This window comes from Paenisporosarcina sp. (genome assembly GCF_049671445.1).
Lineage (GTDB): Bacteria > Bacillota > Bacilli > Bacillales_A > Planococcaceae > Paenisporosarcina.
Genome location: NZ_JBATUX010000110.1, coordinates 1 through 11,737, shown reverse-complemented (window position 1 = coordinate 11,737; position 11,737 = coordinate 1). Strand labels below are relative to the sequence as shown.

9 protein-coding genes and 2 riboswitches are annotated in these 11,737 nt (G+C 37.9%); all 9 genes read left to right on the top strand.

The features are described 5' to 3' along the window. Positions 1-270, top strand: a 270-nt coding sequence (locus tag WBG45_RS13655) for a hypothetical protein (RefSeq protein WP_424415396.1), incomplete at its 5' end; no start/stop codon positions are given. Between the two features lie 114 nt (positions 271-384). Beyond that, positions 385-1,854, top strand: a complete 1,470-nt coding sequence (locus WBG45_RS13650; RefSeq protein ID WP_424415395.1) for a nicotinate phosphoribosyltransferase — start codon at positions 385-387, stop codon at positions 1,852-1,854. Between the two features lie 12 nt (positions 1,855-1,866). Next, positions 1,867-2,694, top strand: a complete 828-nt coding sequence (gene nadE / locus WBG45_RS13645; protein ID WP_424415393.1) for an ammonia-dependent NAD(+) synthetase — start codon at positions 1,867-1,869, stop codon at positions 2,692-2,694. A 147-nt stretch (positions 2,695-2,841) separates the two neighbouring features. After that, the gene (locus WBG45_RS13640; RefSeq protein WP_424415391.1) at positions 2,842-3,792 is read left to right on the top strand and encodes an AAA family ATPase; all 951 of its coding nucleotides are present in this window, start codon (positions 2,842-2,844) and stop codon (positions 3,790-3,792) included. After that, a complete protein-coding gene (locus tag WBG45_RS13635) occupies positions 3,789-5,003 on the top strand; it encodes a DUF58 domain-containing protein (RefSeq protein ID WP_424415389.1) in 1,215 nt (404 codons plus the stop codon). Before WBG45_RS13640 ends, WBG45_RS13635 begins: the two co-directional genes overlap by 4 nt. Further along, positions 5,000-7,189, top strand: a complete 2,190-nt coding sequence (locus WBG45_RS13630) for a DUF4129 domain-containing transglutaminase family protein (RefSeq protein WP_424415387.1) — start codon at positions 5,000-5,002, stop codon at positions 7,187-7,189. Before WBG45_RS13635 ends, WBG45_RS13630 begins: the two co-directional genes overlap by 4 nt. Before the next feature lie 34 nt (positions 7,190-7,223). Next, a riboswitch (purine riboswitch) is annotated at positions 7,224-7,325 on the top strand. Between the two features lie 252 nt (positions 7,326-7,577). Beyond that, positions 7,578-9,116 carry a glutamine-hydrolyzing GMP synthase gene (guaA, locus tag WBG45_RS13625; RefSeq protein WP_424415398.1) on the top strand — a complete coding sequence of 513 codons (1,539 nt, stop codon included), beginning with the start codon at positions 7,578-7,580 and terminating at the stop codon, positions 9,114-9,116. 64 nt (positions 9,117-9,180) lie between these two features. Next, the gene (locus WBG45_RS13620) at positions 9,181-9,438 is read left to right on the top strand and encodes a hypothetical protein (protein WP_424415385.1); all 258 of its coding nucleotides are present in this window, start codon (positions 9,181-9,183) and stop codon (positions 9,436-9,438) included. Positions 9,439-9,688: 250 nt separating this feature from the next. Further along, positions 9,689-9,790, top strand: a riboswitch (purine riboswitch). A gap of 176 nt (positions 9,791-9,966) precedes the next feature. Then, on the top strand, positions 9,967-11,307 hold the full coding sequence (locus WBG45_RS13615; RefSeq protein ID WP_424415383.1) for an NCS2 family permease: 1,341 nt from the start codon (positions 9,967-9,969) through the stop codon (positions 11,305-11,307). Positions 11,308-11,737: the final 430 nt, after the last annotated feature.

The following is an 11,737-nucleotide window of genomic DNA, read 5'->3' as shown; positions in this document are numbered from 1 at the left end:
TCGATTTTCGAGTATAATAGAGGAAAGCAAAAACAAATCAACACGTGGTTTAAAGGAGGATTTAAAATGACTGAACACAATGAAACAAACGAACAAGAAGCTCCAAAGAAAAAAATGACGTTAAAAGAAGCGATGCAAAAACAGTTAGAAGCGAAGAAAAACAATTCGTCTGATAACAACGTAAAAGGTAGCTCAGGACAATCAGGTAAGAAAATGCAAAGCCAACAAACGAAAAAAGTGAGTAATTTACGCAGAAAAATGGGTACATAAATACTGTAGCGCAAACCAATATCTCAATTGGTTTGCGTTTTTGTTAGGAATGATAACAAAACGGGTAAATGGTGTATACTAATGACAATTATGAACTTGGAAGAAGGGGTTTTGATGACGTCTAAATATGCAGATGATGGACTAGCTTTACATACAGATCTATATCAAATTAATATGGCTGAAACCTATTGGGCGGATGGGATACATAATCGCAAAGCGGTATTCGAATTGTTTTTCCGTAAATTACCTTTTGGAAATGGTTACGCGATATTTGCAGGTCTTGAGCGCATACTGGATTATCTTCGTGATTTCCGATTTACCGAAAGCGATTTAACTTATTTACAAGAGGAGCTTGATTATAAGGAAGATTTCATCAATTATTTACGTGAAGTCCGCTTTACAGGGGATGTCTATTCGATGGTTGAAGGGGAATTGGTTTTCGCTAACGAACCTATTATTCGCATTGAAGCGCCACTTGTTGAAGCACAACTTATTGAAACAGCACTTTTAAATATCGTTAATTATCAAACATTGATTGCAACAAAAGCCAGTCGTATCAAACAAATCGTCAAAACTGATACGGTCATGGAATTTGGAACGCGTCGTGCACAAGAAATGGACGCGGCAATCTGGGGCTCACGTGCTTCAATAATTGGTGGGATAGAAGCAACTAGTAATGTACGGGCAGGCAAAAAATTCGGTATACCAGTCGCAGGGACTCATGCCCATTCACTCGTTCAAGCATATAAAAGTGAATACGAAGCATTTCATGCATATGCACAACGTCATAAAGATTGTGTATTCTTAGTCGATACATACAATACTTTGAAAATTGGTGTTCCTACTGCGATTCAAGTAGCAAAAGAACTTGGCGACAAAATCAATTTCGTCGGAATTCGTTTGGACAGTGGAGACATTGCGTTCCTGTCAAAAGAAGCACGACGTATGTTAGATGCAGCTGGTTTTCCAAATGCGAAAATTGTGGTATCAAATGATTTAGATGAATATACAATTTTAAACTTGAAAGCCCAAGGTGCAAAAGTGGATATGTGGGGAATTGGTACAAAACTAATTACTGCATACGACCAGCCAGCTCTTGGAGCGGTCTATAAAATAGTTTCAATTGAAGATGAAAATGGTGTCATGGAAGATACCATAAAAATTTCTTCGACGACTGAAAAAGTAACGACACCGGGTCAGAAAAAGTTATATCGCATTATTGACCGTGAAAACGGCAAAGCAGAAGGCGATTATATTACCATGTTCGATGAAGATCCAACTCATGAAAAACGCTTAAAAATGTTCCATCCAGTTCACACATTTGTATCTAAATTTGTGACGAACTTTGAAGCAAAAGAGCTTCATACGAAAGTAATTGAAAATGGACAAGTTATTTATCAGAATCCTACATTGTTCGAAATGCGAGATTACGCAAATGCCAACTTAGAGTTATTATGGGATGAATACAAACGTTCTTTAAATCCAGAAGAATACCCTGTGGATTTAAGTCAAAAATGTTGGGACAACAAAATGCGTAATATCCAAGAAATACAAGAAATGGTGGATCGCATGCATTACGCTTAAGGAGGCACTAAGATGACAAACTTACAACGAACCATTATAGAAGAATTGAAAGTTAAACCATCGATTGACCCTCAAGAAGAAATTCGCATATCGATCGATTTTATGAAAGCTTATTTAAAGAAACACCCTTTCTTAAAAGGTCTAGTTCTTGGGATATCAGGCGGACAAGATTCTACACTCACTGGCAAGCTCGCGCAAATGGCAGTGGATGAATTGAACGAAGAAGCGGGAGAACAAAGTTATTCTTTCTTTGCTGTTCGATTACCTTATGGAGTTCAGTTTGATGAAGATGATTGCCAAGATGCCTTAAACTTTATACAACCGACTAAAATTTACACGGTGAATATTAAGGATGCGGTCGATGCCAGCAAAAGAGCACTTGATGAATCTGGAATCATTCTTTCAGATTTTGCTAAAGGCAATGAAAAAGCAAGAGAGAGAATGAAAGTTCAGTACTCAATTGCCTCTATGCACAACGCAGTTGTTCTTGGAACTGATCATGCAGCGGAAGCCATAACAGGTTTTTATACAAAGTATGGTGATGGTGGAGCAGACCTAGTACCTATTTTCCGATTGAATAAGCGACAAGGGAAAGAATTGCTAAAATCTCTTGGAAGCCCCGAACATTTATATACGAAGATTCCAACAGCAGATTTAGAAGAAGATCGTCCTGCGCTACCAGACGAAATTGCGCTTGGTGTTACCTATCATCATATTGATGATTATTTAGAAGGAAAAGATATTCCGAGCGAGCCGCAAGAAAAAATAGAGAGTCACTATTTACGCTCACAACATAAACGACATTTACCTATTACGGTATATGACCAATTTTGGAAATAATAGTAAACACACTTAGCTTTTGCTAGGTGTGTTTTTTCGTGTCCTAATAAGTTGTGAAGTCGGGATATTTTAGGTAGACTAATGCTATAATGTGTTAATTTTCTAATAAATATAAAAACTTAGCGGGACAATTGGGGGAATAGAGAGATGAACAACCAGGAGAAAATACATGCCATCATAGACAATATTGAAAAAGTAATGATAGGAAAACGGAATATTGCTGAGTTAAGTGTTGTTGCGTTGATAGCTCAGGGACATGTTTTACTCGAAGATGTTCCAGGTGTAGGGAAAACGATGATGGTCCGTGCATTGGCAAAATCGGTTGGAGCTCAATTTAAACGAATTCAATTTACCCCGGATTTACTACCATCAGATGTCATTGGTGTATCTATCTATAATCCAAAAGATATGGAATTTCAATTCAGACCAGGTCCGATTATGGGAAATATCGTATTGGCAGATGAAATCAATCGTACTTCCCCTAAAACACAATCCGCACTACTTGAGGGAATGGAAGAGGCAACGGTCACAATCGATGGAGAGACGATGCAAATTCCTAAGCCATTTTTTGTTATGGCTACTCAAAATCCAATTGAATATGAAGGCACTTATCCATTACCCGAAGCCCAATTAGATCGTTTCCTTTTGAAACTTCGCATGGGATATCCTACGCACACTGAAGAAATTGAAGTATTAAAGCGTGCTGAAAAATCAGCACCAATTGAAGTATTAAGTTCTGTTATTTCCCTTGAGGACTTGATTCGATTGCAAAACGAAGTGAAGGATATTTTAGTCGATGACACCATTAAAAATTATATTGTGGATTTGGCAAACCGTACTAGAAAAGATTCTTATGTATACCTTGGAGTAAGTCCTCGTGGTTCTCTCGCTTTGATGAAAGCATCTCAAGCTTATGCGATGTTAAAAGGACGCGACTTTGTTACACCAGATGATATTCAATATTTAGCGCCGTTTGTTTTTAGTCACCGCATGATTTTGCGTTCAGAAGCTCGATATGATGGCATTACACCAGAAGAAATTGTTGAACGAATTTTAGCGAAAACAAATGTACCGATTAAGAGGCTTGTTAAACAATGAAGGGAATAAAATTTTCGTGGAGACTAGGATGGCGTCTTCTGTTTGTTATCTTTCTATTAATCTTTTCGTTTTCCTTTGCTATGTTTCAAGGGGGCTTCGTAAGCTGGTTTATTTTTTATTCATTACTGCCTTTTGCTTTGTATTCTTTCGTGTTTTTCTTTATTCCAATCTCAAAAATTGAAGCTGAACGTTATATTCAAACCGCTCAAATTCGAAAAGGTGGAAAGCTTATCGTCACGGTAAAACTAAAAAGAACTTCTCGTTTTCCGATGCTTTATCTTGTAATCAAAGAACTTACTCAAAGTCCTCAACTTATACGCCATGCAGAGGGACAATTGAAAGCAGTTAAAATGATAGGGGTTCAACAAACTATTGAGTGGACGTATGAAATCGATCATATGCCACGTGGTGAACATTCGTTGGATGGAGTCGAAATAACGGTAAGTGACTTTTTTGGTTGGGTTAAAAAATCATATGTGATTCCTTTAAAGCAGACAGTCATTGTTTATCCGAATGTAACCGACATGATTTATATGCCGATTGAAACTCGTTATGATCAAGGTGCGGCAGCGTCTCCATTCGCCATTGTTAAAGATACAACAATGGCTACAGGTGTTCGAGACTACCAACCCGGAGATCGAGTATCGTGGATTCATTGGAAGTCATTTGCCCGTACACAAACGTTACGAACAAAAGAGTTTGAAGATAGACAGTCTCAGGATTTATTTATCATAGTGGATCGCAAAGCCTCCGACAATTTTGAAGAACAAATTGAATTAACGGCATCGGTGTTGCATGCAGTAGTTCGAAATCAAGCAAGTGCAGCCTTCTTGTCTTTAGGAGCTACCCGATTTTATTTCCCTGCGATTCAAGGGGAAGATCAACTACAACGTACCATGTTTCACTTGGCTAAAGTGGAAGCGGATTTGAAGAAACCGATTGAGCAAATACTGCCTAAGGACCCAGCGATGTCAAATGCTACTTCTGTTTTACTCATAACTGGAGATTTGACTGCAGGATTAATTGAGGCAATTCCGAGAGCTGCTAAAAACTTACGTCAATGTACAGTATTTATTGTTGTTAAGAAAGGGAAGAAATTAACGAGACAAGAACTAACTATGCATCAGTTAGCTCGATCAAGAGGAATGATTCTCCACGTGCTTTCTCAAGATCATTTCGCAAACGCCTTTACAGAGGTGGGACGCTCATGAAAAATAATGTTCAAAACAAATGGGTACAAGCCCTATTTTATATACTTGTGTTTTTCCTATTACGTGAATGGTTGTTACCGGTCTTGGAATTAACCGACACTAACTACTTATCTATTTTCTTAGCATTTATCGTGCTATGTCTTGTTCTTAGTTTTTTCTCCGTTCCGTGGTGGTTATCGGGGCCAGGTAAACTTATCTATATTGGTTGGATCCTCGTATATATTTATACGAATGAAGTATTCTTTACAGGAGAAGCCATTTCTTTTCTCTACAACGATTTTATGACTAATACGACCGCACTAATCAATCGTGATTGGCCAGCGGTTACGAATAGTTTTAGGACTGTACTATTTTTCTCGCTTTTATGGATGACGGCTTATTTAATCCATCATTGGATAAGTGTCCGTAGAAATATTTTCTTGTTTTTCTTTATGACTGTAATATTTATTGCTGCACTGGATACGTTTAGCCCGTACGTAGGGGATGGGTCAATCCTACGCGTGATGGTTTTAGGATTACTATTATCCGGTTTATTGAAGGTAGCAAAAATTCTCGAACAAAATCATCTATCTGTAACTAATGAGAAATATGGATCTCTTGTTATTCCTCTCATTATAATAGTAGCAATAAGTGGTTCTATCGGTTATTTCTTGCCTAAAGCAAATCCTGTATGGGATGATCCAGTCCCTTTTATTCAATCATTTGCTGAAGGAGCTGGTTCCAGCGGAGGCGGTGGTATTCGGAAGATTGGTTACGGTGAGGATGATTCATTACTAGGGGGAGGATTTCGATCGGATCCTACCGTAGTATTTGAAGCTGTTGTGAAAACAGGTCAGTACTGGAAAATTGAAACGAAAGATACTTACACGTCAAAAGGTTGGGAACAATCTGTTGCTTCAAATGAAATAATTAACTATAACGTTGGTGATGATATTAATACAGGCATTCCTGTTGGCCTTGAGGAAGATCAAGATGTCGCACAATTAACGTTTGAATTACAATATCCGTTCTTAATGTATCCATATGGTTCAATTGCAGCGGATGCACAGGAAGGTACAAGCTTCTCAGTTTCAACTAATACGCAAAAAATTGAAACATATCAAGATAATGAAGCGGTAGAATTAAAGGAATATAGTATTTCTTTTAGTGAACCCACATATAGTTTAACTGCTTTGCGTGAAACATCTGAGGATTCTTTAGCTGAATTAGGACCAGAGTTTGAACGTTATTTACAGCTACCAGAGGAAGTACCTGAACGTGTAAGAGAATTGGCACTATCGATTACAGAGAAAGAAACTAATTTGTATGATAAAGCTAAAGCCATTGAACGTTATTTCCCTAGAAATGGCTTTGTGTACGATCAAAGTAACGTCAGTGTTCCAACGGCCGAACAAGATTATGTTGATCAATTCTTATTTGATACAAAACGCGGTTATTGTGATAACTTCTCAACATCCATGGTAGTCATGCTGCGTTCTTTAGATATTCCAGCTCGTTGGGTAAAGGGTTTCGCTGAAGGCGAACAAATGCAAAATGACGATGGTGAAAGAGTATACCAAGTAACAAACAATAATGCTCACTCTTGGGTCGAAGCCTATTTTCCTGGGATCGGATGGATGCCTTTCGAACCAACTATTGGATTTAGTGGTGCTGGAACTGTTGATTTTGATGTCGAATTAGACTCTACAGAACCTCCTGAAGAGCAAGTTATACCAGAGCAACCGTCTAAACCAACGAAACCGGATGCTGTAGATAACAAATCTATCACTGAACGTTTAACAGAAACTATGCAAAAATTTGTGGATTGGATTTCGGATAATCGAGGACGAATTATTGTTTGGAGCTTAATTGCCATTGCACTTGGAATTGTATTGTTCCGTATAAGACATAAATGGATGCCCAAACTATTAGTGCCGTATTATCGTTTACGTAAAAATGATTGGCATTCTTTTGAATCAAGCTACCACCGTTTATTAAAACAACTTTCTTTGTATGGTATTTCACGCAATGATGGACAGACGCTGCAATCGTATGCAAAATATGTAGATGGATTCTTCGGTTCAAAAGACATGAAGACCTTAACCACTGCATATGAGAAAGGGTTTTACGGTAAAAAAATCGAATCACAAGAATGGTTGGAACTGAGAGAAAGTTGGGAAAATTTAATCAATCGTACAAGCGGTTGATTTTAAAACAAACTACCTGTAGAATTGAGAAAAATTACACAGACCGGTTTGCCCTTATATATGTCCGATAATACGGTTCGGATGTCTCTACCAAGTTGCCAAAAATGACTTGACTATGAAGGCGAATGCAATCACGTCTATTAAATAGACGTTTGTTTGTATTCGCCTTTTTAAAAAGAAAAGACATTTTTGTTTCAATCCAAGCGTCAGGCACTCCTATGCTTAAGAAATTCGTTTCTTGTTGCAAGGGGATCCGACTTCAACGACGCTTTGGTTTTTCTTAGGTAGAGCTAAAGAACGCGTAGAAAGGTTTTCTTTCGTACGCGTTTTTTCTATATCAGGGTCCGGAAATCCAAATGAAGAGGTGTACGAATTGTCAGTAACTCCTATGTTAAAAGAACAAGAAAAAATTGTCGTGCTTGATTTTGGTAGTCAGTACAACCAGTTAATTACTCGTCGTATTCGCGAATTTGGTGTTTACAGTGAATTACACCCTCATACAATAACTGCAGAAGATATTAAAGCAATGAATGCTACAGGAGTTATTTTCTCTGGTGGACCTAATTCGGTTTACGATGAAAATGCATTTCGCGTAGACCCTGCTATTTTCGATTTAAACGTTCCTATCCTAGGAATTTGCTACGGAATGCAATTGATGTCACTTCACTTTGGCGGAAAAGTTGAAAAAGCTTCACGTCGTGAGTACGGAAAATCTGATATCACAGTAGTGAAAGAAAGTCCTCTATTCAAAGACCTTCCAAACGAACAAGTTGTATGGATGAGTCATGGTGATCATGTAACAGTTGCGCCTGAAGGTTTCGAAGTAATCGCAACTAGCCCATCTTGCTCGGTAGCTGCAATTGCTGATGAATCACGTGGCTTATATGCAGTTCAATTCCATCCAGAAGTTCGTCACTCCGTTTATGGGATTGAATTATTACGTCAATTTGTATTCGGCATTTGTAAAGCAACTGGTGATTGGTCAATGGAAAGCTTCATTGAACTTGAAATAGAAAAGATTCGTCAAGAAGTTGGCGATAAAAAAGTATTATGTGCTTTAAGTGGTGGAGTAGATTCTTCAGTAGTAGCTGTATTGCTTCACAAAGCAATCGGGGATCAATTAACATGTATGTTTGTTGATCACGGATTACTACGTAAAGGTGAAGCGGAAAGTGTAATGAAGACTTTCGCTGACGGTTTTAACATGAATGTAATTAAAATAGATGCACAAGAACGCTTTATGAGCAAACTTGCAGGTGTTTCAGATCCTGAAGCAAAACGCAAAATTATCGGAAACGAATTCATTTATGTTTTTGACGATGAAGCAGCTAAACTTGAAGGTATGGACTTCCTTGCACAAGGAACGCTTTATACCGATATTATCGAGAGTGGAACGGCTACAGCACAAACAATCAAATCTCATCATAATGTAGGCGGATTACCTGAAGATATGCAGTTTAAATTAATCGAGCCTTTAAACACTCTATTTAAAGACGAAGTTCGTGCACTTGGAACAGAGCTTGGTATGCCAGATGAAATCGTTTGGCGTCAACCGTTCCCAGGCCCAGGTCTTGGGATTCGTGTATTGGGAGCAATAACTGAAGAAAAACTTGAAATTGTTCGTGAATCAGATGCGATATTACGTGATGAAGTAAGTAAAGCAGGTCTAGATCGCGACATTTGGCAATACTTCACAGTTCTACCCGACATTCGCAGTGTAGGTGTTATGGGAGATGCGCGTACGTATGATTATGCGATTGGTATCCGTGCAGTTACCTCGATCGATGGCATGACTTCGGACTGGGCTCGTGTACCATGGGATGTTTTGGAGAAAATCAGTGTCCGTATTGTTAATGAAGTTCCACATATTAACCGAGTACTTTATGACATTACGAGTAAGCCACCAGCAACAATTGAGTGGGAATAAAAAGTTCAACTGGAAATGACGAATAGCTCTTAAAGTTTGATATATCAACGTTTCTGGAGACTTTATGGATAATTGGATTTATCCACCTGCAACTATTGACTTCTTAAAATTACTCTCTTTTATTTGCGATATTTTGCAAATAGAAGGGAGCTTTTTTATGGTTAAAATTGTTGAGTTACTTGATGATTTTCAATTGACTCGAAAAATTGAAGGCAAAAAACCACATTATATTCAGCTTTGTACCATTCGGTTAAACAGATGGAAAGACTTTATGAAAGTTGAATTTAATATTGAGGACATAGAAGGTGTTAAGGCTGTTTAGTAGGTGAAGGCACACGTCATGGAATTTTAGCTTTCGATAAAGCATGGACCAATTCAAAGTCATCATTACTTGCTTTAATTAGTCTTGTAGGCATTCATATTAAGTTCTCTCGAGTAAGCCACCAGCAACAATCGAGTGGAAATAAAGAGTTCAACTGGTAATGAATGTGTATTTACGAACTTTAAAGACATTTTATTGAATAATGTTCGGAAAAACGCTTGAAACTACTTTTGAAAAATGTTATATTACTATTGAAATTAAATACTGTCGTCGTATAATGTCGGGAATATGGCCCGAAAGTTTCTACCGAGTTACCGTAAATGACTCGACTACGATTTTAGGAAGACGGACCGTTCCGTCTTTCTAGCTTCTTATTAACTTTGGTTAGTAGGAAAATCGGAGGCATGCGACTATTTGTTGCATGCCTTTTTGTTTTTATAATAAAAAGCGGAGAGAGCTAAGTAAGCTTGATTTGCCTCTTATTATAGAAGAAACAAACGTGTACACGACAACACGGAGGAAAAAATCATGAAAAAGTATTTTCAGTTTGACGAACTTGGTACAAATTATCGTCGTGAGATTATCGGCGGATTAACCACTTTCTTATCGATGGCTTACATCTTAATCGTTAACCCATTAACATTATCTTTAAACTCTGTTCCTGATTTACCAGATTCGATGCGTATGGATCCAGGTGCAGTGTTCGTAGCAACAGCTTTAGCTGCGGCTGTCGGATCACTCTTTATGGGACTCATAGCCAGGTATCCAATAGCCCTTGCTCCAGGAATGGGCTTAAATGCATTTTTTGCTTATACAGTAGTATTAACTTACGGAATTCCTTGGCAAACAGCTTTAACAGGTGTTTTATTTTCAGGACTTATTTTTATTGTTCTTTCATTAACTGGTGTTCGTGAAACCATCATTAATGCCATTCCAGCAGAATTAAAATATGCAGTTGGAGCGGGTATCGGTTTATTCATCACATTTATCGGCTTACGCAATGCAGGAATCATTGTCAATAACGAAGCTACATTAGTAGGCTTAGGTGATTTATCAGCCGGTAATACATTACTTGCAATCTTTGGTTTAGTTTTAACAGTAGTCTTTATGGTTCGCGGCATTAAAGGTGGTATCTTTTACGGTATGCTTTTAACAGCTGTGGCTGGGATGATTTTCAGTTTAGTAGAAGTTCCTTCTTCTATAATAGGGAAGGTACCAAGTGTAGGTTCTACCTTCGGAGTAGCTTTTGATCCAATCATGAATGATCCAGGTTCATTAATGACAATTCAATTTCTAATCGTTGTTCTTACATTCTTATTTGTAGATTTCTTTGACACAGCAGGAACTTTGGTTGCTGTTGCGAACCAAGCAGGTCTAATGAAAGACAACAAGTTACCAAGAGCAGGCAAAGCGTTGCTTGCAGATTCATTAGCTACCGTTACGGGAGCTATCTTCGGAACATCAACAACAACTTCTTATATTGAATCGAGTGCTGGAGTTGCTGCAGGAGCAAGAACAGGATTTGCTGCAATTGTTACGGGTGTACTTTTCTTATTCGCTCTATTATTCTCGCCGGTATTATCAGTTATGACTTCGGCCGTAACTGCGCCAGCATTAATTATTGTTGGGGTATTGATGGTTTCATCATTAAACAAAATTGAATGGAATCGATTTGAAATAGCAGTACCTGCATTCTTGACGATTATCGCGATGCCACTTACGTATAGTATTGCTACAGGTATTGCTATTGGATTTGTATTCTATCCAATCACGATGCTGTTAAGTGGGAATGCTAAAAAGATTCATCCAATTATGTACGGAATGTTTGTTGTGTTTATACTATACTTTGTGTTTGTAGAAGGTCATTGATTATATGAGGCAGGACATCACTTGTGAAAGTGGTGTCCTGTTTTTTTATATATGAAACTAGTAAAAGGGAACTAATTTCTTTCTATGAAGATACCAAATAATACCTGTTGTAATAGCAGAAAATTCTGATAGAATAAAGAATACAAAAGGTTAGAAAATAGTGTTGACTTATATAAGTCAGGCTGATATATTTATTAAGTTGCTGATTTGAGCGCAACAAAGTAAATGAATAAGCAAAACTTTTTGTTGACATGACAATGAGCTTTTGGTAAGATATAAGAGTTGCTGTTGAAACAGTGACACTAACACATGAACCTTGAAAACTGAACAGCAAAACGTCAACTAACAAGCGGAACGCACTTCGGTGCCGGAAGCATAAACGTTTTCTTCCGCCGACACCTGTCGGTATCGAAAACAAACTTGAACTTAA

Excerpts from the sequence above, each read along its gene's own strand:
- WBG45_RS13650 (WP_424415395.1), top strand. The coding sequence starts at position 385 with ATGACGTCTAAATATGCAGATGATGGACTAGCTTTACATACAGATCTA.
- nadE (WP_424415393.1), top strand. The coding sequence starts at position 1,867 with ATGACAAACTTACAACGAACCATTATAGAAGAATTGAAAGTTAAACCA.
- WBG45_RS13640 (WP_424415391.1), top strand. The coding sequence starts at position 2,842 with ATGAACAACCAGGAGAAAATACATGCCATCATAGACAATATTGAAAAA.
- WBG45_RS13635 (WP_424415389.1), top strand. The coding sequence starts at position 3,789 with ATGAAGGGAATAAAATTTTCGTGGAGACTAGGATGGCGTCTTCTGTTT.
- WBG45_RS13630 (WP_424415387.1), top strand. The coding sequence starts at position 5,000 with ATGAAAAATAATGTTCAAAACAAATGGGTACAAGCCCTATTTTATATA.
- guaA (WP_424415398.1), top strand. The coding sequence starts at position 7,578 with ATGTTAAAAGAACAAGAAAAAATTGTCGTGCTTGATTTTGGTAGTCAG.
- WBG45_RS13620 (WP_424415385.1), top strand. The coding sequence starts at position 9,181 with ATGGATAATTGGATTTATCCACCTGCAACTATTGACTTCTTAAAATTA.
- WBG45_RS13615 (WP_424415383.1), top strand. The coding sequence starts at position 9,967 with ATGAAAAAGTATTTTCAGTTTGACGAACTTGGTACAAATTATCGTCGT.